At 66.0% G+C, this 24,635-nt stretch carries 25 protein-coding genes; 13 read left to right on the top strand and 12 right to left on the bottom strand.

The annotated features are described in order from the left end of the window. Positions 1-44 precede the first annotated feature (44 nt). The 4 genes from mbfA (at position 45) to ACP15I_RS15895 (ending at position 3,244) form a co-directional block, all read left to right on the top strand. Positions 45-1,013: an iron exporter MbfA gene (gene mbfA, locus ACP15I_RS15910; protein WP_424967084.1), complete on the top strand. Its 969-nt coding sequence runs from the start codon at positions 45-47 to the stop codon at positions 1,011-1,013. Between the two features lie 69 nt (positions 1,014-1,082). Beyond that, positions 1,083-2,021 carry an AEC family transporter gene (locus tag ACP15I_RS15905; protein WP_424975841.1) on the top strand — a complete coding sequence of 313 codons (939 nt, stop codon included), beginning with the start codon at positions 1,083-1,085 and terminating at the stop codon, positions 2,019-2,021. Beyond that, on the top strand, positions 2,018-2,470 hold the full coding sequence (locus tag ACP15I_RS15900; protein ID WP_424975840.1) for a YaiI/YqxD family protein: 453 nt from the start codon (positions 2,018-2,020) through the stop codon (positions 2,468-2,470). Before ACP15I_RS15905 ends, ACP15I_RS15900 begins: the two co-directional genes overlap by 4 nt. 147 nt (positions 2,471-2,617) lie before the next feature. Further along, positions 2,618-3,244 (top strand): VPLPA-CTERM sorting domain-containing protein, encoded by a 627-nt coding sequence (locus ACP15I_RS15895; RefSeq protein WP_424975839.1) that lies wholly within the window; start codon positions 2,618-2,620, stop codon positions 3,242-3,244. A gap of 40 nt (positions 3,245-3,284) precedes the next feature. Here ACP15I_RS15895 and ACP15I_RS15890 read toward each other — a convergent pair whose 3' ends face one another. After that, positions 3,285-4,520: an MFS transporter gene (locus ACP15I_RS15890; RefSeq protein WP_424975838.1), complete on the bottom strand. Its 1,236-nt coding sequence runs from the start codon at positions 4,518-4,520 to the stop codon at positions 3,285-3,287. Positions 4,521-4,618: 98 nt separating this feature from the next. On the opposite strand from ACP15I_RS15890, the gene zapE reads away from it, so the two are divergent. Beyond that, positions 4,619-5,701 carry a cell division protein ZapE gene (gene zapE / locus ACP15I_RS15885; protein ID WP_424975837.1) on the top strand — a complete coding sequence of 361 codons (1,083 nt, stop codon included), beginning with the start codon at positions 4,619-4,621 and terminating at the stop codon, positions 5,699-5,701. Positions 5,702-5,741: 40 nt separating this feature from the next. Here the strand turns inward: zapE and ACP15I_RS15880 are convergent, their stop codons facing one another. After that, the gene (locus tag ACP15I_RS15880) at positions 5,742-6,224 is read right to left on the bottom strand and encodes a peroxiredoxin (protein ID WP_424967078.1); all 483 of its coding nucleotides are present in this window, start codon (positions 6,222-6,224) and stop codon (positions 5,742-5,744) included. A gap of 87 nt (positions 6,225-6,311) precedes the next feature. Here ACP15I_RS15880 and ACP15I_RS15875 point away from each other — a divergent pair, with 87 nt between their 5' ends. Beyond that, the gene (locus tag ACP15I_RS15875; protein ID WP_424975836.1) at positions 6,312-7,517 is read left to right on the top strand and encodes an NAD(P)/FAD-dependent oxidoreductase; all 1,206 of its coding nucleotides are present in this window, start codon (positions 6,312-6,314) and stop codon (positions 7,515-7,517) included. 7 nt (positions 7,518-7,524) lie between these two features. Continuing rightward, positions 7,525-8,082, top strand: coding sequence for a 16S rRNA (guanine(966)-N(2))-methyltransferase RsmD (rsmD, locus tag ACP15I_RS15870; RefSeq protein WP_424975835.1), 558 nt, complete (start codon positions 7,525-7,527; stop codon positions 8,080-8,082). 61 nt (positions 8,083-8,143) lie between these two features. On the opposite strand, the gene ACP15I_RS15865 is transcribed toward rsmD, so the two are convergent. The 4 genes from ACP15I_RS15865 to sfsA all read right to left on the bottom strand — a co-directional run bounded on the left by ACP15I_RS15865 (position 8,144) and on the right by sfsA (position 12,060). Beyond that, positions 8,144-9,196: a TRAP transporter substrate-binding protein gene (locus tag ACP15I_RS15865; protein WP_424975834.1), complete on the bottom strand. Its 1,053-nt coding sequence runs from the start codon at positions 9,194-9,196 to the stop codon at positions 8,144-8,146. Positions 9,197-9,437: 241 nt separating this feature from the next. Then, entirely contained in the window at positions 9,438-10,403 is a 966-nt protein-coding gene (locus tag ACP15I_RS15860; protein WP_424975833.1) for a homocysteine S-methyltransferase family protein, read from the bottom strand. A 61-nt stretch (positions 10,404-10,464) separates the two neighbouring features. Then, positions 10,465-11,280, bottom strand: coding sequence for a type I methionyl aminopeptidase (gene map / locus ACP15I_RS15855; protein WP_424967073.1), 816 nt, complete (start codon positions 11,278-11,280; stop codon positions 10,465-10,467). Positions 11,281-11,337: 57 nt separating this feature from the next. After that, positions 11,338-12,060, bottom strand: a complete 723-nt coding sequence (gene sfsA, locus ACP15I_RS15850) for a DNA/RNA nuclease SfsA (RefSeq protein ID WP_424975832.1) — start codon at positions 12,058-12,060, stop codon at positions 11,338-11,340. A 46-nt stretch (positions 12,061-12,106) separates the two neighbouring features. Here sfsA and ACP15I_RS15845 point away from each other — a divergent pair, with 46 nt between their 5' ends. From ACP15I_RS15845 to ACP15I_RS15830, 4 genes are read left to right on the top strand one after another with little or no spacing between them, the layout of a single operon-like run. Next, entirely contained in the window at positions 12,107-12,835 is a 729-nt protein-coding gene (locus tag ACP15I_RS15845; RefSeq protein WP_424967071.1) for a competence/damage-inducible protein A, read from the top strand. Continuing rightward, positions 12,832-13,572 (top strand): GNAT family N-acetyltransferase, encoded by a 741-nt coding sequence (locus ACP15I_RS15840; protein WP_424967070.1) that lies wholly within the window; start codon positions 12,832-12,834, stop codon positions 13,570-13,572. Before ACP15I_RS15845 ends, ACP15I_RS15840 begins: the two co-directional genes overlap by 4 nt. After that, the gene (locus ACP15I_RS15835; protein ID WP_424975831.1) at positions 13,569-14,144 is read left to right on the top strand and encodes a peroxidase-related enzyme; all 576 of its coding nucleotides are present in this window, start codon (positions 13,569-13,571) and stop codon (positions 14,142-14,144) included. The genes ACP15I_RS15840 and ACP15I_RS15835 overlap by 4 nt, the downstream gene beginning before the upstream one ends. Continuing rightward, positions 14,141-15,070: an OmpA family protein gene (locus ACP15I_RS15830; protein WP_424975830.1), complete on the top strand. Its 930-nt coding sequence runs from the start codon at positions 14,141-14,143 to the stop codon at positions 15,068-15,070. Before ACP15I_RS15835 ends, ACP15I_RS15830 begins: the two co-directional genes overlap by 4 nt. A gap of 4 nt (positions 15,071-15,074) precedes the next feature. Here ACP15I_RS15830 and ACP15I_RS15825 read toward each other — a convergent pair whose 3' ends face one another. From ACP15I_RS15825 to ilvD, 6 genes are all read right to left on the bottom strand, one after another. Further along, the gene (locus ACP15I_RS15825) at positions 15,075-15,983 is read right to left on the bottom strand and encodes a LysR family transcriptional regulator (RefSeq protein ID WP_424967067.1); all 909 of its coding nucleotides are present in this window, start codon (positions 15,981-15,983) and stop codon (positions 15,075-15,077) included. A gap of 305 nt (positions 15,984-16,288) precedes the next feature. Beyond that, positions 16,289-18,316 (bottom strand): FAD-dependent oxidoreductase, encoded by a 2,028-nt coding sequence (locus ACP15I_RS15820; protein WP_424975829.1) that lies wholly within the window; start codon positions 18,314-18,316, stop codon positions 16,289-16,291. Positions 18,317-18,391: 75 nt separating this feature from the next. Beyond that, positions 18,392-18,808: a hypothetical protein gene (locus ACP15I_RS15815; protein WP_424975828.1), complete on the bottom strand. Its 417-nt coding sequence runs from the start codon at positions 18,806-18,808 to the stop codon at positions 18,392-18,394. Next, positions 18,808-19,554, bottom strand: coding sequence for a DUF6478 family protein (locus ACP15I_RS15810; protein ID WP_424975827.1), 747 nt, complete (start codon positions 19,552-19,554; stop codon positions 18,808-18,810). Before ACP15I_RS15810 ends, ACP15I_RS15815 begins: the two co-directional genes overlap by 1 nt. A gap of 109 nt (positions 19,555-19,663) precedes the next feature. Further along, positions 19,664-20,269 (bottom strand): hypothetical protein, encoded by a 606-nt coding sequence (locus ACP15I_RS15805; RefSeq protein WP_424975826.1) that lies wholly within the window; start codon positions 20,267-20,269, stop codon positions 19,664-19,666. Positions 20,270-20,324: 55 nt separating this feature from the next. After that, positions 20,325-22,058 carry a dihydroxy-acid dehydratase gene (gene ilvD / locus ACP15I_RS15800; protein ID WP_424975825.1) on the bottom strand — a complete coding sequence of 578 codons (1,734 nt, stop codon included), beginning with the start codon at positions 22,056-22,058 and terminating at the stop codon, positions 20,325-20,327. A 132-nt stretch (positions 22,059-22,190) separates the two neighbouring features. On the opposite strand from ilvD, the gene ACP15I_RS15795 reads away from it, so the two are divergent. Together ACP15I_RS15795 and ACP15I_RS15790 are read left to right on the top strand one after the other, a co-directional pair. After that, positions 22,191-23,612, top strand: a complete 1,422-nt coding sequence (locus tag ACP15I_RS15795) for a hypothetical protein (RefSeq protein ID WP_424975824.1) — start codon at positions 22,191-22,193, stop codon at positions 23,610-23,612. 64 nt (positions 23,613-23,676) lie between these two features. Next, the gene (locus ACP15I_RS15790) at positions 23,677-24,567 is read left to right on the top strand and encodes a lysostaphin resistance A-like protein (RefSeq protein ID WP_424975823.1); all 891 of its coding nucleotides are present in this window, start codon (positions 23,677-23,679) and stop codon (positions 24,565-24,567) included. Positions 24,568-24,635: the final 68 nt, after the last annotated feature.

Genomic DNA, 24,635 nt, shown 5'->3' with positions numbered 1-24,635 from the left:
AGGGCTCTAATTTAGAATCATTCTAAAGTGAGGCCATCCCCCCCATGGTTACCCTGTCCCGTCGGCGGTTTTCCGATCTCAGCGAAATGGAAGTGCTCGCGCTCGCCATTGCCTCGGAAGAGGATGACGGGCGCATTTATCGTACCTATGCGATGCATCTGCACAGTGACTTCCCCGAAAGCGCCCGGATCTTTGAAGAGATGGCGAAGGAGGAGGAGACCCATCGCACCCGTCTGATCGAGCTCTTTCAGGCGCGGTTTGGCGAGACCATCCCGCTGATCCGGCGCGAGCATGTGGCGGGGTTCTATGCGCGGCGGCCGATCTGGTTGATGGAGAATCTGAGCATCGAGCGGATCCGGGCCGAGGCCGCGATGATGGAGCGGGATGCCAGCAGCTTTTACCACAAGGCGGCACAGCACTCGTCCGATGCGCAGACCCGCAAGCTTCTGGGGTGGCTCGCTGCGGCCGAGGCCGGGCATGAACGTCTCGCCGAAACCCTGACCGATCAGGTCTCCGAGGACGCGCGCGGCGAGGAAGAGGCCGTCGCCAAGCGCAAATTCATCCTGACATGGGTGCAGCCGGGGCTGGCCGGGCTGATGGATGGATCGGTCTCGACCCTCGCGCCGATCTTTGCCGCCGCCTTTGCCACGGGCGATACATGGCAGACCTTTCTCGTGGGGCTGGCGGCGAGTGTCGGCGCCGGGATCTCCATGGGCTTCACCGAGGCCGCGTCCGATGACGGAGAGCTGTCGGGCCGGGGCGCGCCGTGGAAACGGGGGCTGGCCTCGGGCGTGATGACCACCCTTGGTGGGTTGGGCCATGCACTGCCCTATCTGATCCCGGATTTCTGGACCGCGACGACCATCGCGATCATCGTCGTCTTCATCGAGCTCTGGGCCATTGCCTGGATTCAGCAGAAATACATGGAGACGCCCTTCCTGCGCGCGGCCCTGCAGGTGGTGCTGGGCGGGGGGCTGGTTCTGGCCGCAGGGGTTCTGATCGGCTCGGGCTAGGCCGCGTCATTCTTTCTTTTGAGGGCGCTTCGGGCTTGGCGCTGCCCGGGGCTGATGTAAGGTGCCGCCATGCTGGCGATTTTTCTGCAAACCCTCCCGTTCTTTGCGATTATCGCCTTGGGGTATGGGGCCGGGCGCACGAATTTCTTCTCGCCCGAGGCCACAGCCTATCTGACGAAATTCGTCTTCTACTTCGCGCTGTCGGCCATGCTGTTCCGATTTGCGGCCAATCTCAGCCTGTCCGAGATCCTCGATTGGCAGATCGTGGGGGCATACCTCTGGGCGACCGGGGTGATCTACCTGCTGGCCACGGCGGTGGCGCTGTTCCGCAAGCTCGGGATCGAGGAGGCTGCGGTCGAAGCGCAATGCGCGGTGATCGGCAATGTGGGCTTTCTCGGGATCCCGATGCTGGTGCTTTTGCTGGGCGAGGCGGCGGTGGGGCCGGTCCTGCTGGTGCTGACGGTGGACCTGATCGTCTTTGGTAGCCTGATCGTGATTCTGATCACCGGGTCCCGGGATGGGCGGGTCTCCTTCGGGGTGCTGCAATCCGTGGGGCTGGGTCTGGTCAAGAACCCAATGATCGTGTCGATCTCGCTGGGGCTGCTTTGGTCCGGGCTGGCGATTCCGATCCCGGGGCCCATGAACGCCTTTCTCGACATCATCGGCTCGGCGGCCACGCCCGGGGCGCTTTTTGCCATTGGCGCGTCGCTCGCCACGAAATCCGCGGAGCGGATCCAGGTGGCCGGATGGCTGTCCTTCTGCAAGCTTGTGATCCATCCCGCGGCGGTCGCCCTCGCCGCACTGGTGATCTTCCCGGTGGAGGACAGCTATGCCGCCGGTGTCATGATCGCCGCGGCGGCCCTGCCCACGGCGGGCAATGTCTACATCCTCGCCCAGCATTACGGCGTCGCCCCGGCCCGGGTCTCGGCGACAATCCTGATCTCGACCGCGCTGAGCATCCTGACCCTCTCGGCAATCATCGCCGCCCTCGGGCAGGGCTGGATATGAGCCTCTATATCGATGCGGATGCCTGCCCGGTGAAGGCCGAGGCCGAGCGGGTGGCGACCCGGCACGGGGTGCAGATGTATGTGGTCTCCAATGGTGGGCTGCGCCCGTCCCAGAACCCGCTGGTCGAGATGGTGTTCGTCCCCGACGGGCCGGATGTGGCGGATATGTGGATCGCCGAGCGCGCAGGGCCGGGCGATGTGGTCGTGACCGGCGATATTCCTCTGGCCGCAAAATGTGTGGAGGCCGGGGCCGAGGTCCTCAAGCATAATGGCGAGCGGCTGACGCAGGCCAATATCGGCAATGTGCTGGCTACGCGGGACCTGATGGCCGATCTGCGCGCGGCGGATCCGTTCCGGCAAGGGGGCGGGCGCGCTTTCTCCAAGGCGGATCGGTCGCGATTTCTCGACGCGCTCGAACGCGCCCTGCGAGCGGCCAAGAGCAAACGATAACCCAAGCAGAACCTGCAACCGAATACACTGTTTCCGCAACGAAAACTGGTATTGGTGAATCCTTGACATGGAGCGGCGCAACAAAGATTGTGGCGCATGCGTCAAGCTTTTGGCGCGTTTAACGAATAATTAGTGGAGATATTAACTATGATTCCGAGACTGCTGACGCTTTCAGCTGCCGCGATTGTCGCCGCAGGCGCAGCGCAGGCCATGACGATTTCGTCGACCTTTGACGCGGACCTCGAAGGATGGACCGGGGATGGTGGCTCGGTGAGCTATGTGGCGACGGGTGGCAACCCCGATGGCTACTTGTCTCAGACAGATGTCACGGGCACCTTGATGTTTGTAACGCTACCTGCGGCCTATAATGGCGACCTGTCCGCGTTCGACGGTGGGATGGTTGGGTTTGACGCCATCGATCTGGGCGGAAACGGCTCTGAGCTCGACGGCTTTGGCCTTCTCTCGATTTCTGGCGCTGGTGGCACCGCCACTGCCGATCTCTATGTGGGCCCGATTGCGGACACTTGGACCAGCGTGAGCGCGGCCTTCACGGCCACCACCTTTGGGGTCAGTCAGGCCACCTGGGAGGCTATCTTGGCCGATGTTACGAGCATGACTCTGGAGACAGAGTTCATCAACGGTCTGGTGGAAACTGCTGGCATCGATAATTTCGAACTCAAAGCGCCTGTCGCGCCGATCCCGCTGCCGGCGGGGGCGGTCCTGCTGCTTTCCGGGCTGGCTGGGCTGGGCTTGGCCAGACGCCGCAAATCCTGACACGAGATGGGGGCTGGTCCTGGACCAGCCCTCTCTCGCCTCAGGCTGGGACGGGCGCTGCGCGCTCCCGGATGGGCAGGTGAACGAGCGCCGAGAACAGGCCCACGCCGACACCGATCCACCAGACGAGGGTGTAGTCACCGTAGACGTCGTAGAGCCGCCCGCCGAGCCAGACGCCCATGAAGCTGCCGATCTGGTGGCTGAGGAAGACCACGCCATAGAGCGTGCCCATGTATTTCAGCCCGTAGAGATGCCCGATCAGTCCCGAGGTCAGCGGGATTGTCGCCAGCCACAGGGACCCCATGGCCAGCGAGAACAGGATCACCGTCTCGGGCGTGATTGGTACCATGATGAAGGCCGCCGCCACCAGCGTCCGGCCAAGGTAGATCCCCGCCAGCAGGTTCTTTTTCACATAGCGCTTTCCGGCCCAGCCCGCGGCCAGCACCCCGGCGATATTCGCGATCCCGATCAAAGAGATCGCCACTGCCCCCAGCGCCGAGGTCGTCGTGATCCCAAGCCCGCTCAGCATGCCGCCGGGCGCGATGGGGCCGCAGAGCTCGGTCACGAAGGCCGGGAAATGCGCGGTGATGAAGCCCAGCTGATACCCGCAGGAGAAAAAGCCCAGAAAGATCAGGACAAAGCTCGGATCTTTCAGGGTGCGCCTCAGCACGACCCCCATGGGCTCCGCGCGCTGAGACAGGGCCGAAGGGGGCGGGCTTTTGAGGGCTGGCAGAACCAGCAGGGTCGACAGGATGGCCAAGGCCAGGATCACGAAGACCGTCTGCAGGCCCAGCATCTGCAAGAGCATTTCGGTCAGGGGCGGGCCAAATATCTGCCCCCCTGAGCCCGCGGCGGTGGCGATGGCCAGCGCCATGGAGCGGTTCTCGTCCGAGGCGGCGCGCCCGACAATGGCGAGGATCACCCCCATCCCCGTGCCCGCGATCCCAAAGCCCACCAGCACCTCGAGCAGGTTGTGTTGCATCGGGGTCGTCGCCCCGGCGCTCAGCAACAGCCCGATCGCGTAGAAGGCCACGCCCAGAAGGATCGCCTTGCGGTCGCTGAACCGCTCTGCAATCGCGCCAAAGATCGGCGCCCCCAGCCCCCAGGCGAGGTTCTGGATCGCGATGGCCAGCGAGAAATCCGACCGGAGCCAGCCGAACTCCTCTTGGATCGGGATCTGGAACACGCCAAAGGCCGAGCGGATGGCGAAGCTGATCAGGATGATCGCACAGCCGGCCAGCAGGACCGGTGTGATCAGAGAGGGGCGCTGTGTCATGGGCGCGAGCCTGCGGCGATGGGTCGGGACGGTCAAACGAATATTTCTGGCCCTCACCATCAAAATCGCTTAACCGTAGCGGGCGAAAGGACCCGGATATGTCGGAATTAACCGAGCGTTATCATGCGCTTGTTGCTGCGGGCGAGATCACGGCGGATGCCGCGCAGGTGAGTGTCCTTCACGTGCTCGACGGGCTGATGGACACGCTGGGTGCGCCTGCGCCCAAACGGGGCCTGCTCAAGCGCTTTGCCAAGCCGCAAGCGCCCGAGGGCAAGCGGGGCGCCTATCTCTGGGGCGGGGTGGGGCGTGGCAAGTCCATGCTGATGGACCTGTTCTACGAGACCGCGCCGATTGCCGCCAAGCGGCGGGTGCATTTCCACGCCTTCATGCAAGAGATCCATGCCGCCCTGCACGAGGCGCGTAAGACCGGGGTCGAGGATGCGCTCGCGCCCGTGGCCGCCGATGTGGCCAAGGATCTGCGCCTGCTCTGTTTTGACGAGATGCAGATCACCGATATTACCGACGCGATGTTGGTGGGGCGGCTCTTTGACCTTCTGTTTGCGCGCAACGTGGTGATCGTGGCGACGTCGAACCGGGTGCCGGATGATCTCTACAAGAACGGGCTGAACCGCGATCTCTTCCTGCCGTTCATCGCGCTGATCAAGGAACGGCTCGTGGTGCATGAGCTCGTCTCCGAGACCGATTACCGCCAGAACCGCCTGACCGGGGCGCAGCGCTATTTCACGCCCAAGGGGGCGGAGGCGCGGGCCAAGCTCGACGCGATCTGGGCGGACCTGACCGGGGGCGAGAACCACCCGCTGACCCTGACGGTGAAAGGCCGCGCGCTGGAGATCCCGCGCTATCACAACGCGGTGGCGCGGATGCGGTTTTGGGAGCTTTGCGGTCAACCCTTGGGGGCCGCCGACTACCTCGCGCTGGCCGAGGCGGTGCGCGTGCTGCTTCTCGATGACATCCCGGCGTTGGGGCGTACGAATTTCAACGAAGCCAAGCGCTTCGTCACCCTGATCGACGCGCTCTACGAGGCCAAGGTGCAGCTGATCTGTTCGGCGGAGTCCCAACCCGAAACCCTCTATGTCGAGGGCGAGGGCACCTTTGAGTTTGAACGCACCGCGTCGCGTCTGCGGGAGATGCAGGATGCGACCTGGGGCACGGAGGAATAGCCCCCGCGCCCCTGGGCGGCGCCCGAAAGCGCCAACCGGATCAGAGGGCCTCGAGCAGGGCCTCGCCGCCGGAGGTTTCGCAGACGCCCGGATTTTCCTCGGCATGGAGCACGGTCACCGTGCCATCCTCGACCACCATGGCATAGCGCTTGGACCGCGCGTGCAGCCCGGCGGGCGGCGCGTCGAAATCCATGCCCACGGCCTTGGTAAAGGCGCTGGCCGGATCGCCCAGCATGGTGATGCCCGCGCCCGCGGCCCCGGTGGCCTCACCCCAGGCTTGCATCACGAACGGGTCGTTCACGGACACACAGATGATCTCGTCCACGCCTTTGGCGGCGAAGTCGTCCTTGGTGCGCATGAAGCTCGGCACATGGGCCGAGTGGCAGGTGGGCGTATAGGCCCCGGGCACCGCGAAGATCACCACTTTGCGCCCGGCGGTCAGGCTCGAGACCGTGACCTCTTCGGGTCCTTCGGCGCCCAGTTTTACCAGCGTGGCCTCGGGCAGTTTGTCCCCTGTTTGCATTGCGTATTCCCTTCGCGTTGCGTTTCGCACTAGACCGCATATAGCTTTTGCACAGCCAGACACCAGAGCGAATACGGAGCCCCGCCCATGTCCCACATAGTCATTATCGGCGCTGGCCAGGCGGGCAGCGCGCTGGCGGCGAAACTGCGCAGCTCCGGCTTTGAGGGCGATGTGACCCTGCTCGGGGCCGAGGCTGTGCCGCCCTATCAGCGCCCGCCTTTGTCCAAAGCGTACCTGCTGGGCGACATGGCGCAGGAGCGGCTCTACCTGCGGCCCGAGGCGTATTATGCCGAAAACGGGATCACCCTGCGCACGGGGACCGAGGTGACGGGGATCGATCTGGCCGCCAAGCAGGTGCAGATCGGGGATGAGGTGTTGGCCTATGACCAGCTCGCGCTGACCACCGGCTCGACGCCCCGGCGCCTGCCCGCGGCAATCGGCGGGGATCTGGACGGGGTCTTCACGGTGCGGGACCTGCTGGACGCGGATGCCATGGCGCCGCTGCTGGTTGAGGGCAAGAAGGTGCTGATCGTCGGTGGCGGGTATATCGGCCTCGAGGCGGCGGCGGTCACCGCCAAGAAGGGCCTCAGCGTCACGCTGGTCGAGATGGCGGACCGGATCCTGCAGCGGGTCGCGGCCCCGGAAACCTCGGATTTCTTCCGGGACCTGCATAAGAGGCACGGGGTCGATCTGCGCGAGGGGGTCGGCCTCGACCGGCTACTGGGCGAGGGCAAGGTCACGGGCGCGCGCCTGACCGACGGAACCGAGATCGATGTGGATTTCGTGGTGGTCGGTGTCGGTATCTCGCCCGGCGCCGCGCTGGCCGAGGCGGCGGGGTTGACCGTCGAGAACGGGATCTGGACCGACGAGATGGGCCGAACCTCGGACCCGTCGGTCTGGGCTGCCGGGGATTGCGCGTCGCTGCCCTATGGCGGGGCGCAGATCCGGCTCGAGTCGGTGCAAAACGCCATTGATCAGGCCGAGGCCGTGGCGGCAAACATGCTCGGTGCCGAGACCCCTTATCATCCGAAACCGTGGTTCTGGTCGGACCAGTATGACGTGAAACTGCAAATCGCGGGGCTGAACACAGGCTATGACCGCGTTGTGGCCCGCGAGGATGAGGGCGCGCGGTCTCACTGGTATTTCGCAGCCGAGCGTCTGCTGGCTGTGGACGCGATGAATGCGCCGCGGGCCTATATGGTCGGCAAGCGCCTGATTGAGGGCGGTCGGAGCCCCGCGCTCGACGTCATCGCGGATCCCGAGACCGACCTCAAAGCGTTGCTGCGAGGCTGACGCGCCGATGCGCATCATCGCGGGGGCGTTCGGCGGACGGCGTTTGGCCAAGCTTGGCAAGGGCGATCTGGCGGCGCATCTGCGCCCGACCCCGGACCGGGTGCGCGAGGCGCTCTTTTCGTCGCTGACCTCCGGAGCCTATGGCGACCCGATCACCGGAGCCCGCGTGCTCGACCTTTTTGCCGGGACCGGGGCGCTGGGGCTCGAGGCCCTGTCGCGCGGGGCGGCGGAGGTGACCTTTGTCGAGAATGGTCGCGTGGCCCAAGGCCTTCTGCGCGAGAATATCGCAACCCTGCGCGTGGCGGATCAGACCACGCTGATCGGGCGCGACGCGGTCAAGCGCCCGTCTCATCCCGTCGCGCCCTTCGATCTGGTCTTCCTCGATCCGCCCTATGGCAAGGGGCTGGGGGCGCGGGCGCTTTCCGTGCCGGGCTGGATCGCGCCGGGTGCCTTGATCGTCTGGGAGGAAAACGCGCCCCAGACCCCGCCCGAAGGCTTTACCCTGCTGGAACATCGCCGCTATGGCGACACCCATGTCACCCTGCTGGAGGCGCAGGAGCCCTAGGGGGCGAAACGCAAAAGGCCGACCCAAATGGGCCGGCCCTCTGTATCTTCCGCGTCCGGGCTCAGTTCAGCGATGCGCTGTCGCTCCGCGTGACCTGCACGGCAGCCCGCGCATCGGCCACCAGACCGGCCCCGTCGAGACCCTTCTCGGTCATCTCGGCAATCCACGCCTGCGTGACCTCATCCCCGAGCAGGGCAATCTCGCCGGTCAGCTCGGGCGACATGGTCGCGATCTCGTTGCCCGCATCGGTCATGGCCTGCTTGCCGGTGGTATCCCCGGTGTCATGGGCGCGTCCGGCCCAGGCCGAGGCGGCAAAGCCGGAATTTGCGTCGATCACGGCCTTCAGGTCATCGGGCAGGCTGTCATACTTGGCCTTGTTCATCGCCCAGATGAAAAAGAGGTTATAGAGGCTCTTGTCGCCTGCCACATCCGTGTGACTGTCGGTCAGCTCGTCGAGCTTGAGCGAAGGCGACATCTCCCATGTGATCACACCGCCATCAACCACGCCGCGCGACAGGGCTTCGGGGAAGGCGGGCACGGCCATGCCCACAGGCGTGGCGCCCACTTCCTTGAGCAGCAGTGTCGCCGGGCGCGACGGCCCACGCAGCTTGAGACCCTTGAAATCGCCCAGTTCTGCGATTGCGGGGCCTTTCTTGTGGACCAGCCCACGCCCGTGCATGTGGGCCGCGATCACCTTCACATCGGCGAAATCATCCATCAGGTGCTTCTGGGTATAGACCCAGGCCGCCTTGGAGGCGTCCTCGCCGGATTTCGTGGTCATGAAGGGCAGCTCCATGGCCTCGGCCTCGGGGAAGCGGCCGGGCTGGTAGCCGGGGATCACCCAGCCGCCATCCACCGCGCCGTCGCGGATCAGGTCATACTGGTTCGGGGCTTTGCCGCCGAGCTGCATGAAAGGGTAGAGCTCGACCTTGATCCGGCCATTGCTGTCGGCCTCGATCTTGCGGGCCCAGGGCTCCATGAAATGGGTCGGGTTCGCGCTGAGCGGCGAGACGAAATGCTGAAACCGGAGCGTGACCTCCTGCGCGATGCTCGGCAGAGCGGTGGCGGAGAGGGCAAGCATGGCCAGAGCGGCGGTCTTGGAGAGGAAGGTCATCGCTGGGGCCTCCTTTACAATCTGAATACGGTCCTGCGAGCAGGTGTCGAAGGCGCGTGATACGGCGCGCCGCCGACAGTATCTAGGGTTAAAACGCCCTAGTTGCAAATCATTCGCAAAAACAATGCAGGGCAAATCATCGCAACCAAATGGTCAAATATCTGAAACAAGTCGATTTTCTGCATTGGATCAAAACACAGGAATTATTTTCTGCGCGCCCGGCGGGCGAACACACCCGCACTCAGGCGGGGACCAATCCGCTGCGGGCAGCGCTCACATATTGGGCAATCCGATCGAAATGCCGGTCCCAGGTGCCGCAGCACCCGCCCCAGATGTCGACCTTGGGATAACGCCCTGCGAGATCGCCCATGCGGCGGCCCAGATCCTCGGGGTCGCCCTCCTCGATATGGCCGAGCTTGCAGAGGGAGACCTTGTCCATGCTCACCGCGTTCGGGCGCAGGGAGCGGATCCGATCCGTCCAATCCCCGGGCTCCAGAGCAGGCTCAAACTCCAGCGGGTGGGAGCAGTTGATGCCATAGCTGTCGGGCCGTGCCGCACCGGTCGCGGCATCCGTTGCCTCGATCGCCTCTTTCAGCGACGGACCCGATTTCAGCTTGTGGTGGCTGTCCAACGTGAAGGAGAGGTTGAGCGGCACGCCGATCCGGGCCGCCGCGCGGCTGATCCCGACCGCCTCGGGGATGTTGTTGATGGTCGCCGCCCAAACGAGATCGACGCCACACTCCTTGAGGTTTTCGATCTGCGTCGCGTGATACTCTTCAGCCTCGTCTGCGGTGATGTCGCGGTTCAGGGCATAGGCATCGCCGCGCGGTCCGAGGCAACCGGCGATGGCGATATGGGGGATCTGTCCCGCATAGGGCGCCGACACCTCGCGCAGGAAATCGATGCATTTCTGCTGCATCTCGCGTAGGCCTTCGGCGGAATAGCCGAGCTTCTCAGCCCAATCCGGGCTCGCGCGATAGTCAAACCCGGCCAGCAGCGCCCCGCATTGATGCCGAGCCACCACATCGAGATAGCGGCGGTACATGTCATGCATATCGGCCACGGCGGCGGGCTTGTTCATCAGCTCAAACACTGCGAACTCGCGCAACTCATGACCGTGACGGTACATCAATTCCGTCTCGGTGCCGCCTTCGGCGAGGTAAATCTGATTATTTAATCTTGGAAATTCAGCGCTTTGAAATGACATTGGGGTCTCCTCTGGTGCCTCAGGCTACCAGAAAAGGCCTCTCTTGTCTGCGCAGGGGGGCTCAGAGCGTGTAGGTCGGGTGGAACAGGCCGCCGGGCGAGAGGGTGAAGATCTCGCAGCCATCGGCGGTCACGCCGATCGAGTGCTCGTATTGCGCGCTCAGGCTCTTGTCGCGGGTCACGGCGGTCCAGTCATCGGCCAGGACCTTGGTCTCCGGGCGGCCCAGATTTACCATGGGCTCGATGGTGAAGAACATGCCCTCTTCGAGGACCGGCCCGGTCCCCTTGCGCCCGTAATGCAGCACATTGGGCGGCGCGTGGAACACGCGGCCCAGCCCATGCCCGCAGAAATCGCGCACCACGGACATGCGGTGGCTTTCCACGTAAGTCTGGATCGCGTTGCCGATATCGCCAAAGGTATTGCCCGGGCGGACCGCCTCGATCCCCTTGAAGAGGGCATCATGGGTTACCTGGATCAGGCGCTCGGCCCGGCGGGCCAGCTTGCCGGCCACATACATCCGCGAGGTGTCGCCGAACCAGCCATCCACGATGACCGTCACGTCGATATTGAGGATGTCGCCATCCTTGAGCTTCTTCTCGCTGGGGATGCCGTGGCAGACCACATGGTTGATAGAAATGCAGGAGCCGTGCTTGTAGCCCTTGTAGCCGATGGTCGCCGAGGTCGCCCCCGCCGCATCGACCTTGTCGGTGATGATCCGGTCCAACTCACCCGTGGTGACGCCCGGAACCACATGGGGCGCGATCTCGTCGAGGATCGTCGCCGCCAGCTCCCCGGCCTTGCGCATGCCGGCGAAGTCGCCGCGTTCATAGAGGCGAATACCATCCTTGGTCAGGGTTGCCCGAGGTTGTTCGTTCACGCTGGTCTCCATCATGCATGACAGATAAGGGTTTTTCCGCCGTGCTGCTAGCCCCGCTTAGGCGGTTTGCCGCGCAGGATCAACGGGAAGCGCGTGACCGAGCGTCACTCCGCCGATCTCGATCTCGGTGCCGTAGCAGAGCATCTCAACCCCCACCTCGCGCGCCGCGTCAAAGGCCGCCGCATAGCCCGGATCGAGATCCGGCGCCATGCGCAGCCGGGCGCAATCCGTGCGCTGCACGAGATAGAGCATGACGGCCCGGTGCCCGGCCTCGACCATGCGGCTGAGCTCGACCAAATGCTTCGCGCCCCGGGTGGTCACGCTGTCGGGGAATTCGGCCCAATCCACCTCGCGGCGCAGGTGGACATTCTTCACCTCCACATAGGCGTCGGGCAGCCCGTCCTGGATGGCCAGGAAATCCACGCGGGAGTTGTTGCCGTATTTCACCTCGGGCCGGATCGTCTTGTAGGCGGCAAGCTCGGGGATCGCGCCCGCGACCAAAGCCTCGCCCACCACCTTGTTGGGCACCGAGGTGTCGATCCCGGCCATGTGCCCATCCTCCAGCTCGACCAGGCGCCAGCCATAATTGAGCTTCTTCTTGGGGTCGTCGTTGGGCTCGAGCCAGATCCGCCGGCCCGGCTCCTTCAATCCCAGCATCGCGCCGGGATTGGGGCAATGGGCGCGGACCTTCTCGCCGGTCTCCTCGAGCGTGGCATCGCTGAGAAAGCGGTTATAGCGCCGGATCAGGCGCGCAGGGACGAGAGGGGTTTGAAAGCGCATGATGCTCGACCTATACCGAGGCGCAGCACAAGGAAAGAACCACGCGATGAGCACACCCACCGCCGCCATGATCGTGATCGGGGACGAGATCCTGTCCGGCCGCACCCAGGACAAGAACATGCACCACCTCGCCGGAGAGCTGACGGCCAAGGGCGTGCCGCTGGTCGAGGCGCGGGTGATCTCGGATGACGCCGAGACAATCATCGCCACCGTGCGCGAGCTGAGCGGGCGTTACACCCATGTCTTCACCTCCGGCGGGATCGGGCCGACCCATGACGACATCACCGCCGATGCGGTGGCGGCGGCCTTCGAGCGTCCGATCGATGTGCGCGAGGATGCGCGCGCGCTGCTGGCGGCCCATTACGCGGCCACGGGCAAAGAGCTCAACGATGCGCGCCTGCGCATGGCGCGTATTCCGGACGGGGCCAGCCTGATCGAGAACCCGGTCAGCACCGCGCCGGGCTTCACCATCGAGAATGTCCATGTGATGGCAGGGGTGCCTTCAGTGTTCCGGGCCATGGTCGCCTCGGTGCTGGCCACGATCAATGGTGGTGCGCCGATCCTGTCCGAAAGCCTGCAGGTGATCCGCCCCGAAAGCGAGATCGCGGGCCCTCTGGGGGATCTGGCGGCGCGCTATCCGGACCTGTCCTTTGGCTCCTACCCGTTCATCCGCGACGGTGTGTTCGGCGCCAATGTGGTGGTGCGCGGGACCGAGCCCGGTCTGCTGAGCGAAGCTGTCACCGCCCTGCGGCAGGCCTTCCCCGAGGCCGCATGAGCGCGCTCTGGGCGGCCATTGATGCGACCTGGGCCGCGCCGCAGACCCATCGCAGCGGGCCCTTCCTGCTGCGCGAGGGGCAGGGCGGGGGGCAACGGGTCTCGGCGGCCACCCTGAGCGAGGCCGAAGGGCCGGACCCGAGCACGGATGAGATCGACGCCGCCGCATCCGCCATGACCGCGCTAGGCCAGCGTCCGCTCTTCATGGTGCGGGGGGCGCAGACCGGCTTTGACGCACGGCTTGCCGCGATGGGCTACACGATCAACGACCCGGTCGTGGTGATGACCGCCCCGATCGACACCGTGGCGCAGGATGGCCCGCCCCCGGTCAGCGCCTTCGCGATCTGGCCACCGCTGCAGATCATGTGCGAGATCTGGGACGCAGGCGGGATCGGTCCCGCGCGCCGGGCGATCATGGCCGGGTCCAGCGACCCCAAGACCGCCATTCTGGGCCGGGTCCGCGACCGCGCGGCGGGCTGCGCCTTTGTCGCGCTGCATCAGGGCATCGCCATGATGCATGCGGTCGAGGTCAGCGCGCCTCTGCGCCGTCTAGGCACGGCGCGCAACATGACCCTCGGGGCTGCCGACTGGGCGCGTCGCCACGGGGCCCATACCTTTGCCATCCTGACCACGCGCGAGAACGCCGCAGCCCAAGGGGTCTACGCTTCCCTCGGCATGGTCCCTGTGGAACAGTACCATTATCGCCAAGACCCCAACTGGATGGAGCCCGCGCCGTGACCGATACACCAGAGCTTGTAACCGCGCTTGATCTGCCCGCGGTGGACCCGCTCCCGCCGGAAACGGCCAAGTATTTCGCGATCTGCGAGGAAAAGCTCGGGCTCGTGCCCAATGTGCTGAAGGCCTATGCCTTTGACATCGACAAGCTGAACACCTTTGCGGCGCTCTATAACGACCTGATGCTCGCCGAGAGCGGTCTGACCAAGCTCGAGCGCGAGATGATTGCCGTGGTCGTGTCCTCGGTGAACCGGTGCTACTACTGCCAGGTGGCCCATGGCGCGACGGTGCGCGAGCTGTCTGGTAACCCGGAGCTGGGTGAGCAGATGGTGATGAACTACCGGGTGGCGGATATCGATGCGCGGACCATGGCCATGCTCGACTACGCGGTCGCCCTGACCGAGGCGAGCGCGAAGGTCACCGAAGCGGATCGCGAGGTCCTGCGGGGCCACGGATTCAGCGATCGCGATATCTGGGACATCGCCAGCGTCACGGGCTTTTTCAACATGACGAACCGGCTCGCCTCCGGTGTCGATATGCGCCCGAATGCCGAGTATCACGGGGCGCATCGGTGAAATGGCTGGCCGGGATCGTCCCGGCCTGTCTGGCCAGCGCTCTTTGCGCGCAAGACATCTCGCTGCCCGAGGGCGCGCGCCTGATCCATGACGCAACCGACCGGGCCATCCGCGCACGCCTGCCTGCGGACCGGGCGGCGGCAGACGAGGTGCCAACCCGGATCGCCGAAGGCGATGCTCGCCACCGGGTCTGGCGGCTGGAGCCGGCCCATTCCGTCGCAAGCCTGATCGCGAGCCTTGCTCCGCAGCTGACGGAGGCGGGCTACACGGCCTTTCTGACCTGCGAGACATGGGATTGTGGCGGCTACAATTTCCGCCTCGCCATGCCGGATGTGGATCCGCCGACCATGATCGTGGATCTCGGGCGGTTCGGCTATATCGGCGCCGAGGATCCCGGGACCGGCGCGGTCCTCGGGCTCATTCTCAGCACGACCCGGGATGCGAGCTATGTGCAGCTTACCACCGTGACGCCCGCTGGCATCGCCGTCCCCGTGGCCGCCGGCCCCGCCGAGACGCCCCCCGATGCCCTGCTCGCGCCGACCCCCGACCCGTCCGGGTTCAGCGCGGCGTTTCTGCGTGAGGGCGGGATCGTGCTGGAGGATCTGCGCTTCGAGGTCGGCAGTGCGACTCTCTCTGCCGGACCCTTCGCCTCGCTCAGCGCGTTGGCCGGGTTCTTGCGGGACAATCCGGATCGCCGCGTTGTGCTGGTCGGGCATTCCGATGCCCAGGGCTCGACCGCGGGCAACATGGCGCTGTCCAAGCGCCGGGCCGAAGCGGTGCGCGCGCGCCTGCTGTCGGAGTACGACCTGCCGGGGGATCGGGTGCAGGCGGATGGGGTGGGCTATCTCGCCCCCCGCGCCAGCAATGACACCGAGACCGGGCGCGAGGCGAACCGGCGGGTCGAGGCCGTGCTGGTGCAGCCCTGAGCGGTCAGAGCGTGCTGGGCTGCCCGTCCGGGGCGTATTCCGCCACGAGGAAGTCGATGAAGGCGCGAACCTTGGGCTGGGTGAACCGGCCCGGCGGATAGACCGCATAGATGCCCAGATCCTCGTACGGCAGATCCGGCAGGACTTCGACCACCTCACCGGCCTCCAACGCCTTGCGATAGAGGAAGGTGGGCAGATAGGCGATGCCAAGCCCGGACGCGGCTGCATTGAGCAGCGATTGCCCGTCATTGACCGTCAGCCAGCCCGCTGTTCGGATCTGCCGTCTCTCGCCGGACGGGGCCGTGATCTTCCACAGATTCCCCGAGGCCTGGTTCGAATAATGCAGCAGTTTGTGGTCACTCAGATCGTCGATCTTCTCCGGGGTCCCGAAGCTTTCGAGATAGCCAGGTGCCGCCACCAGGCGTTTCGACGTCTCGGTCAGCTTGCGCGCCCGGAGCGTGCTGTCTTCCAGCTCGCCGACCCGCACGGCCAGATCGAACCCCTCGGAGATCAGCTCCACATAGCGGTTGTTCAGCACCATGTTGATCTGGATATCCGGGAATTCATGCAGGAACTTGGCCAGCACAGGAGAGAGGTGATTGACCCCGAAATCCGTGGCCACCGAGATCCGCAGCAATCCGCTGGGCTGGGACTGCATGGCATTGACGAGGGCATCGGCCTCGCCCGCATCATTCAGTACACGCCGCGCCCGGTCGTAATAGGCCAGCCCGATCTCGGTCGGGCTCACCCGGCGCGTTGTCCTGTTGAGCAGGCGTGCGCCGAGACGCGCCTCGAGCGACGAGACGTGTTTGGAGACCGCAGATTTCGAGATCCCCATCTTTTTGGCCGCATCGGTGAATCCGCCTTGGTCCACCACTGTGGCAAATGCTTCCATTTCGGTCAGTCGGTCCATCGGATTGATCCTGGCAGCTACATTCACTGATCAGGTATCGGAGACAATTCAGGCGTTATTGGGCCGTCATCCCGTCATTATAGGGATTTTGCCCTGCTATTGTTGGCGGAATCAGCCGCAACCCGGCCAGAACGTGGCGATGCCGCTATTTTGCCTTGTTTTCCGAAGGATTTAGCGGCGGCCCGACCGTTAGAGCCGTGTGGCCAGTGCCACCCTTTGGATCCCGAAAAAGTGACCGGAGCACGACGAATTTGCAGCCCGGGCCGGATGCGGGCCCGGGGGCTGGACGCCCCGGGGCCGCGCGGTCAGAGCGTGGCGGCCAGCCGTGCGCCCTGATCGATGGCGCGTTTCGCGTCGAGCTCGGCGGCCACATCTGCCCCACCGATCACATGGACGGGCATACCGGCATCGCTCAGCGCATCGGCGAGGCTCCGGTCGGGCACCTGCCCGGCGCAGAGCACCACCGTATCGACCGCCAGCGTCTCCGGGTCGTTGCGCGCCTCGCCCCTGGAGATCTGCAAACCCTCCTCGGTCACCGCTTCGTAATTCACGCCGCCGATCATCTGGACGCCCTTCATCTGAAGACTGGCGCGGTGGATCCAGCCCGTGGTCTTGCCCAGTCGCTTGCCGAGCTTCTCGGACTTGCGCTGCAACAGGGTGATCTGGCGGGCGCTGGCTTCGGGTTGCGGACCCTCGGGCGCGAGCCCGCCCCGGATCTCGGCCGGGTCCGCCACACCCCATTCGCGCTGCCACAGCTCGGGGTCTTCGGTCGGGCTCTCGCCTTGATGCGCAAGGTATTCGGCGACATCGAAACCGATCCCACCCGCGCCGACAATCGCTACGCGCGGACCAACCTCGGCCCCGCCGCGCAGCACATCTATATAGGACAGCACATTCTCGGCGTCCTGACCGGGGATTGCCGGGTCGCGCGGCAGCACGCCCGTGGCCACCACTACCGCGTCATAGCCCGCGACGGTGTCGGGGGTGACCTCGGTGCCTAGGCGCAGCTCGATCCCGCGCTCGGCGACCATGGTCTCGTACCAGTCCACGAGGCCGTGGAACTCCTCCTTGCCGGGGACCATGCGCGCCATGTTGAGCTGCCCGCCGATCCGGTCCGCCCGGTCAAAGAGCGTGACCGCATGGCCCCGTTCCGCCGCGACCAGCGCGGTCGACAGGCCCGCCGGGCCCGCCCCGACAATCGCGATTTTGCGCGGTGTCTCGGCGGGCGCGTAGGTCAGCTCGGTCTCGTGGCAGGCGCGCGGGTTCACAAGGCAAGAGCTCAGCTTGCCCGAGAAGGTATGGTCGAGGCAGGCTTGGTTGCAGGCAATGCAGGGCGCGATGGTCTCTGACCGCCCGGCGGCGGCCTTGGCGACGAAGTCCGCATCCGCGAGGAAGGGTCGCGCCATCGAGACCATGTCCGCGCAGCCTTCGGCCAGCACTTCTTCGGCGACCTCGGGCGTGTTGATCCGGTTCGACGTGATCACGGGGATCGAGACCTCGCCCATCAGCTTCTGGGTGACCCAGGCAAAGGCCTTGCGCGGCACCGAGGTGGCGATGGTCGGGATCCGTGCCTCGTGCCATCCGATCCCGGTGTTCAGGATCGATGCGCCCGCGTCCTCGATGGCATGGGCGAGCTGCACGACCTCTTCCCAGCTAGAGCCGTTGGGGATCAGGTCGATCATGCTCAGCCGGTAGATCACGATGAAATCCGGGCCGACGGCTTCGCGCACGCGGCGCACGACCTCGACCGGCAAGCGCATCCGGTTCTCGTAGCTGCCGCCCCAGCGATCCTCGCGCCGGTTGGTATGGGTCACGAGGAACTGGTTCAGGAAGTAGCCTTCCGAGCCCATGACCTCGACCCCGTCATACCCGGCCTCACGGGCCCGGGCGGCGGCGGTGGCGATATCGGCAATCTGCTTCTCGATGCCCTCTTCATCCAGCTCCTTGGGCGGAAAGGGGGAGATCGGGGATTTCACCGCCGAGGGGCCGACGCAATCGGGCGAATAGGCATAGCGCCCGGCATGGAGGATCTGCATCGCGATCTTGCCCTCGGCCGCGTGGACCCGGTCCGTCACGATCCGGTGGTTCGCGATGTCCTCGGGCGTGAACAGCCCCGCCGCGCCGGGAAACACGCCGCCCTCCTTGTTGGGTGCCATGCCCCCGGTCACCATCAGACCCACGCCGCCCCGGGCGCGCGCCGCATAGAACTCGGCCACCCGGTTCCAGTCGCGCGTCTCTTCGAGCCCGGTATGCATCGACCCCATGAGCACCCGGTTGCGCAGGGTCGTATGCCCGAGCTCCAGCGGGCGCAGGAGGTGCGGATAGGCTGTCATGATGGCTCTCCGGTGGTGTGACGGTTGGCGCGCAGACTGCCGGGGGGCGGACGGGATGTCATCCGCAACGCTGCGTCAGTCCTTGGGCGGCCGGGTGGTCCGCGACCGCGCCTCGGCCTGAAAGGCGGCGCGCAACTGGTCGAGCTCGGCCCGCAGCAGTGCAACCTCGCCGCGCAGGTCATCGGCCAGATCGCCCCCCGCGAGGATCGGCAGACGGGCCAGCACCGTGTCGGTGGCGGTGTCGGTGATCAGAAAGACCGAGGTCCCGTCGCGCAAGGCCGCAACGGGCAGGGTCCAGCGAACCTCCCATAGACCCGGCTGGCCGGGCAGGGCGGTGACCTCGGGCTCGGCAACCCGGGTGCCATCGCGGAACACCGCAAGCTCCGGGGCAGCTGCGGGCGTGGGGGCGCTGAGCCGGCCTTGCCAGATGCCCTCCGCGAAGGCGGTCATGTCCAGCTGAAAAGGTGTGGTGTCGGCAGGGGGCATGGGCATCACAGCTCCGCTCGGGGATGGCGCGACAGGATCAGGTCGTGGAGTGTGACGCGGCGCATGGCCGGGTCTTCGACCATCAGGTCGATCCAGACCCGCTCCACCGGCAGGTCGCGCAGATCGCCATAGGCCAGATCGAAGGCGATCTCGGTCGCCCCCTCGTCGCCCGGTGGGACTTCCGCCAGCATCTGCGCGGTGTTCGGGCCTTGCTGCAGGTTCAGGCGGCCATAGAGCCGCGTCTGCGCGCTCATCTCGACAGCAAGCGTCAGCCTAAGCACATCGCGCAGGCCGATCGCGCTCGTCTGCGCCTCGGGCAGGGTCAGGACCAGCGACAAAAAGGATCCCTGGAACCGCAACGTGTCCAGCGACAGGGCAAAGCGGGCCGGGGCAGCGACGGGCGCGAGGGTCTGACGCAGGGTGATCTCGGCCAGCGGGCAGTCGTGAAAGAGCGTGAGGTCCGGGCTGACCTCGGTCCCGGTCTCCGGCCCGACATGGGCGGCGGGCAGGGTCGCACGGGTCCAGCAGAGGGGCCTGTACGCGTCGAGCGCGCCGGCGGGGCCGGTTGCGGGCGTGCCCGCAAGGGCGCGCAGCGCGGCTTCTGCGTCCCGGGCGTCGCGATCCGCCACCCCGCGCGACAGGCGCGCGGCGTCCCGGCGCGCGCGCAGCTCTTCGGCGGTCACGTGCGGGGGCGCGCCCCCGGTGAGCGGGTCCTTTTGTCCGGTGATCAGATCGCTCAATCGGCGCAGCATGCGGCGTGGTCCCTTTCCATCGGCCCATGGACTGGCGCGTCCTCCTCCGGGGCGCACGTCATTACCCTACCGCTGAACGCCCGCGCGGCAAGCGCGAAGCGGGCGCGCTCTATTGCGCCTCGGCCACCGTGGCGGGATTGCTGCGCTGGATCGCGCTGACAAAGTCGCGCGCCGCCGCCAGACCCTCGCGCGCCGAGAGCGGGTCCGCCTCGAACCCCAGCACGGCCAGGGCAACGACCCGCCCGTCCACATCGAGAAAGGCGCGCCAGTGCTCGGCGCTCATGCCGGGCGCATAGCTCGGGCTGGTGTCGCGGGTATGGACATAGAGCACATCGCCGCGCTCGAAACTGTCGAGGATCGTGACCGTCTCGGCCTCCTTCGCGCGGCTGAGCATCGCCCGCCCTGTCTCCGAGCGCAGGAACTCCGCCAGAACTGCGGCCTGGCTTGCGACCTCGATCGCGTCGGTTTCGCGGACGGTGGCGGTCAGGACCGCGTGGATCGGGGGTTGCGGGGCTTCTTCCGAGCGGGTGATCGCCGCGCAGTTCCCCAGCAGGACAAAGGCCTGCGGGCCGCGATCCCGCGTGGCGAATGGGTAGACGCAGAACCCGTCGGGGCCGGCAATCGTGACCTGCCCGCGGGACACGGCGACAGTGGGTTGGCCGATGGCGCCGATCGACAGGCCGATCGCGCCCAATTCGGCGCAGCCCGCCAGCATCAGGCTGGCGAGCCCGGCCAGGCCCGCATTGCGGACCCGGCGCAGAGCGAACCGCTCAGAGATCGGCGTAAACGTGCTTTTCTTCGCCGCCGCCGGGATGGGTCACCGCCCCGAGACGCGCGCCGCCCACGAGCTGGGCGTATTTCCACAGGGCACCGGTGGCATAGATCGTCTCGCGCGGCCCGGCCCAGTTCGCCTTGCGCTCGGCCAGCTCGTCCTCGCTGAGCGCGACGGACAGCTCGCCCTTGAGCGCGTCGATGGTGATCATGTCGCCATTCTGGAGCATCGCGATCGGGCCACCATGGGCCGATTCCGGACCCACATGCCCGACGCAGAAGCCACGCGTCGCCCCCGAGAAGCGGCCATCGGTGATCAGCGCCACCTTCTTGCCCATGCCCTGACCCGAGAGCGCGGCGGTGGTTGCCAGCATCTCGCGCATGCCCGGACCGCCTGCGGGGCCCTCGTTTCGGATGACGAAGACATCGCCTTCCTCATAGGCGCGGTTCTGCACCGCTTCGAAGGCATCTTCCTCGCATTCGAACACGCGGGCCGGGCCGGTGAAGCTCAGCTGGTCCTCGGTCATGCCCGCGATCTTCACGATGGCACCTTCCGGGGCGAGGTTACCCTCCAGTCCGACAACACCGCCCGTGGTCGAAAGCGGCTTGTCCACCGGGTAGATCACCCGGCCATCGGCCTCGAGCGCGACCTTGTCGAGCTCTTCGCCCATGGAATAGCCCGTCGCGGTCATGCAATCTTCGTGGATCAGACCGGCGCGGCGCAGTTCGCGCATCACGACCGGCACGCCGCCCGCCTCGTACATGTCCTTGGCCACGTATTTGCCGCCCGGCTTCAGGTCGACGAAATAGGGCGTGTCACGGAAGATGTCGCAGACATCCTGCAGCGTGAAGGAGATCCCGGCCTCATGGGCAATCGCGGGCAGATGCAGACCGGCATTGGTCGACCCGCCGGTGCAGGCCACGATCCGTGCCGCGTTTTCCAGCGACTTGCGGGTCACGATGTCCCGTGCGCGGATGTTCTTCTCGATCAGGTCCATGACCGCGCGGCCCGAGGCCTCGCCATAGGCATCACGGCTCTCATAGGGGGCAGGGGCCCCGGCGGAGTTCGGCAGTGCAAGGCCAATCGCCTCGGAGACACAGGCCATGGTGTTGGCGGTGAACTGACCGCCGCACGCCCCGGCGGACGGGCAGGCCACACGCTCCAGCACTTCGAGCTCGGCATCCGAGTAGTTCCCGGCCTGGTGCTTGCCCACGGCCTCGAACACGTCCTGAACCGTGACGTCTTCGCCGTTCAACCGGCCCGGCAGGATCGAGCCGCCATAGATGAAGACCGAGGGCACATTCAGGCGCACCATGGCCATCATCATCCCCGGCAGGGACTTGTCGCAGCCCGCCAGACCGACAACCGCGTCATAGCAATGGCCGCGCATGGTCAGCTCGACCGTGTCGGCAATCGCCTCGCGCGATGCCAGCGACGAACGCATGCCTTCATGGCCCATGGCGATCCCGTCGGTCACGGTGATCGTCGTGAATTCGCGCGGTGTGCCAGAGGCCTGCTTGACGCCCATCTTGACCGCCTGGGCCTGACGGCTCAGCGCGATGTTGCAGGGCGCGGCCTCGTTCCAGCAGGTGGCGACCCCGACCAGAGGCTGGTGGATCTCTTCCTCGGTCATGCCCATCGCATAGTAATAGGACCGGTGCGGCGCGCGGGCCGGGCCTTCGGTGACATGACGGCTGGGCAATTTGGACTTGTCGAACGGACGCTTGAGCATGACGTGTCTCTCCTGGCAATTGCCCCGCCTGATACGCGCTCGCGGGCGCGGGTACAAGATGGCGGGCACCTAACGGGCCGCTGACGGAGGGCTTGGCAGCCTCCGGGGGCTATTTCAGCCTCGGAGATTTTCATGACCCGTATTTCCCAATTGATGACTGCCCTGCTGACCCTTGCGCTGCCGCTTCCGGCACCGGCGCAGGACACGACCCCCGGCCTCAGTATCCTGCCGGAGTCCACGCTGATCGTTCGACCCCAGGCCGAGCTGATCGTCCGGCCCGAGATCCTGCGGGATCTGCGCCTGAGCGCCACCCAGATTGAGCAATTCCTGCGCGCCCATCCCGAGTTGGAAACGGAGGCCAAGCCTCTGCCCGATGGGCGCATCGTCCTGCCGCCCGAACTGACCGAGGGCGCGCGCTATGGTTTCGAGAAACGCATGGCCATCGCCGGCCACGGACAGGCCTTCGATATCGAAGGTCGCCCGGTCGAGATCTCGCGCGGGGAGGCGGCCAAGCTTCTGTCCGAGATCCAGGAGGTCGCCCTGCTGGAGCGGCGCGCGGGCAAGCCCCGCGAGCTGCCGGACATGGATCGGTTGCTCAGAATGACCAAGATGCTCGACGAGTTACGCGGGATCCGCGATCTAGACGACACGAACCGGCTCTATGCCCAGTACCTCACCATCCGGGCCGAGGCGCAGATGCTGGAGGATGAGCGCCGCTCGGCGCTGATCTGGCGGGCGGAGTTCCTGTCGCGGCTGCTTTTTCCCGAGCAACAGATCGAGGCGGTGCTGCGCCCCGAGATCCTGGAGGTGAAATTCCAGCTCGCCGAGTGGGTGATCGCCTCTCTGAGCCAGACCGATTACATGCGCAGCTGCGGGGCCGACGATGTACCCGTACCACCGGATTTCTCGACCAATTCGTCGAAATGGACGTTCCAGGGCAATCTTGCGAGCACGCTGATCGTTCAGGGTCAAACCGCGGCGGTCTATACCTATGCCTCGCCCTCGGTGCGCGGCAGCTGTATCGCCCTGCCGCGCGGATCCGGGGGCCCATCGAACGTGGCGGGCGTGATCTGTCAGAGTGCGGAGACGGGCAAGGCCTGTTTCTGGGACAACCTCGAGAAGGGCACCGGTGACATCATTCCCTTTGGCAACAACGCGGTCATCAAGATCCGCGAGATGCAGGATGCGACCGAGCTGTCGCAGAACTGCACCAGCTGCCATCGGGGCAATAACGTGTTCAATATCTCGCCCGATGACCCCACCTGGTGCCGTCTGCTGCGCGGTGGGAAGCCCGGGGCGAATTGCAGCACCCTGTCGGGCCCGAACGCGGCGAATTTCACGACCGAGGTGGATCCGGGCGTCCTGCCCCTGAGCGTGCCGGGGACTAATCCGCCGGTGCTCCATTCCCGCTATACGCCGCTTTCGGGGGCTCCGGCGCGCCCGGGTTGGGTGAACAACACCGGTCCGGGCTGTGGCAGCGCCTGCCATCTGGGGCCGAACGCGCCCTTCGCGCCGCCACTGATGCCGCCCGCCTGCGGCGCGAATTGCAACTGAGGACGGTTGTCCTCGGCGTCCGCGCGGGCCATAGGGTCCGCGCGCACAGCCGGAGCCATGCCCCATGTCCTTCTGGACCCCTGAATTCGACCGATTTGCCGCCCCCGCGCGGGCACGTCCCGCGCTGTGGCGGTTGTTTGCCGGTCTGGCCTTGCTGGTCGTGGTCTATAGCGGGTGCCTCGCGGGGCTGTTTGGCCTGATCGCGCTGATCGGGGGCGAGGCGGCGCTGGTGCATTGGATGCAGCGGGTCGAACAGGCCGCCGGGCCGACCGCGACGCTTTTGCTGCTGGCGACGTTTGGCGGGGTGATCCTTGGGCTTTGGGCGGCGCTTAGGCTGGTTCATGGGCGCGGGCTGGCCACGACGCTTGGCCCACCGGGGCTGGGGCAGCGCGGCTTTCAACGCGCTGCGCTGATCACCGCTGCGGGGCTGGTCCTGTCCATGGTGCTGTTTCTGCCGCGGATCGAGATCCTGCCCAACCTGCCGTTCGCGATCTGGGCGTCTTTCCTGCCCCTCGCGCTCTGCTTGATCGCGGTGCAGACCGGGGCCGAAGAGATGCTCTTTCGCGGCTACCTGCAACAGGAGATCGCCACGCGCTTTGCCAACCCTCTGGTCTGGATGCTCCTGCCCAGCATCCTGTTCGGGCTGGCCCATTACGACCCGACCGCCACCGGAGAAGTCGCCTGGATGGTGGCGCTGGCTGCCGGGCTCTTTGGCCTCCTGGCGGCGGACCTGACCCGGCGGACGGGTCATATCGGCGCGGCCTGGGGGATGCACTTTGCCAATAACTGCTTTGCGATCCTCGGGATCTCGGTGCAGGGCACGATCCCGGGCCTGTCCCTCTATACAACCGAGCTGGCGATTTCGGACGCCGCCGAGATCGCGCCGCTCCTGTGGCAGGATATGGCGATGACGGTTCTGCTCTACCTCGCGGTGCGCTGGGCTGTCGCGCGCTGATTGCATTTCCCGGCGGCGCCGACTATCTCAGGCGCATATGGCCACGCCCCCCCCTCTGACCTGAGCGA

The organism is Dinoroseobacter sp. S124A, assembly GCF_049801015.1.
Lineage (GTDB): Bacteria > Pseudomonadota > Alphaproteobacteria > Rhodobacterales > Rhodobacteraceae > Dinoroseobacter.
The sequence above is the reverse complement of the archived record's forward strand: the minus strand, read 5'-3'. Positions and strand labels throughout refer to the sequence as shown.

Coding starts and splice junctions, on each gene's coding strand:
- mbfA (WP_424967084.1), top strand. CDS start 45: ATGGTTACCCTGTCCCGTCGGCGGTTTTCCGATCTCAGCGAAATGGAA.
- ACP15I_RS15905 (WP_424975841.1), top strand. CDS start 1,083: ATGCTGGCGATTTTTCTGCAAACCCTCCCGTTCTTTGCGATTATCGCC.
- ACP15I_RS15900 (WP_424975840.1), top strand. CDS start 2,018: ATGAGCCTCTATATCGATGCGGATGCCTGCCCGGTGAAGGCCGAGGCC.
- ACP15I_RS15895 (WP_424975839.1), top strand. CDS start 2,618: ATGATTCCGAGACTGCTGACGCTTTCAGCTGCCGCGATTGTCGCCGCA.
- ACP15I_RS15890 (WP_424975838.1), bottom strand. CDS start 4,520: ATGACACAGCGCCCCTCTCTGATCACACCGGTCCTGCTGGCCGGCTGT.
- zapE (WP_424975837.1), top strand. CDS start 4,619: ATGTCGGAATTAACCGAGCGTTATCATGCGCTTGTTGCTGCGGGCGAG.
- ACP15I_RS15880 (WP_424967078.1), bottom strand. CDS start 6,224: ATGCAAACAGGGGACAAACTGCCCGAGGCCACGCTGGTAAAACTGGGC.
- ACP15I_RS15875 (WP_424975836.1), top strand. CDS start 6,312: ATGTCCCACATAGTCATTATCGGCGCTGGCCAGGCGGGCAGCGCGCTG.
- rsmD (WP_424975835.1), top strand. CDS start 7,525: ATGCGCATCATCGCGGGGGCGTTCGGCGGACGGCGTTTGGCCAAGCTT.
- ACP15I_RS15865 (WP_424975834.1), bottom strand. CDS start 9,196: ATGACCTTCCTCTCCAAGACCGCCGCTCTGGCCATGCTTGCCCTCTCC.
- ACP15I_RS15860 (WP_424975833.1), bottom strand. CDS start 10,403: ATGTCATTTCAAAGCGCTGAATTTCCAAGATTAAATAATCAGATTTAC.
- sfsA (WP_424975832.1), bottom strand. CDS start 12,060: ATGCGCTTTCAAACCCCTCTCGTCCCTGCGCGCCTGATCCGGCGCTAT.
- ACP15I_RS15845 (WP_424967071.1), top strand. CDS start 12,107: ATGAGCACACCCACCGCCGCCATGATCGTGATCGGGGACGAGATCCTG.
- ACP15I_RS15840 (WP_424967070.1), top strand. CDS start 12,832: ATGAGCGCGCTCTGGGCGGCCATTGATGCGACCTGGGCCGCGCCGCAG.
- ACP15I_RS15825 (WP_424967067.1), bottom strand. CDS start 15,983: ATGGACCGACTGACCGAAATGGAAGCATTTGCCACAGTGGTGGACCAA.
- ACP15I_RS15820 (WP_424975829.1), bottom strand. CDS start 18,316: ATGACAGCCTATCCGCACCTCCTGCGCCCGCTGGAGCTCGGGCATACG.
- ACP15I_RS15815 (WP_424975828.1), bottom strand. CDS start 18,808: ATGCCCATGCCCCCTGCCGACACCACACCTTTTCAGCTGGACATGACC.
- ACP15I_RS15810 (WP_424975827.1), bottom strand. CDS start 19,554: ATGCTGCGCCGATTGAGCGATCTGATCACCGGACAAAAGGACCCGCTC.
- ACP15I_RS15805 (WP_424975826.1), bottom strand. CDS start 20,269: ATGCTGGCGGGCTGCGCCGAATTGGGCGCGATCGGCCTGTCGATCGGC.
- ilvD (WP_424975825.1), bottom strand. CDS start 22,058: ATGCTCAAGCGTCCGTTCGACAAGTCCAAATTGCCCAGCCGTCATGTC.
- ACP15I_RS15795 (WP_424975824.1), top strand. CDS start 22,191: ATGACCCGTATTTCCCAATTGATGACTGCCCTGCTGACCCTTGCGCTG.
- ACP15I_RS15790 (WP_424975823.1), top strand. CDS start 23,677: ATGTCCTTCTGGACCCCTGAATTCGACCGATTTGCCGCCCCCGCGCGG.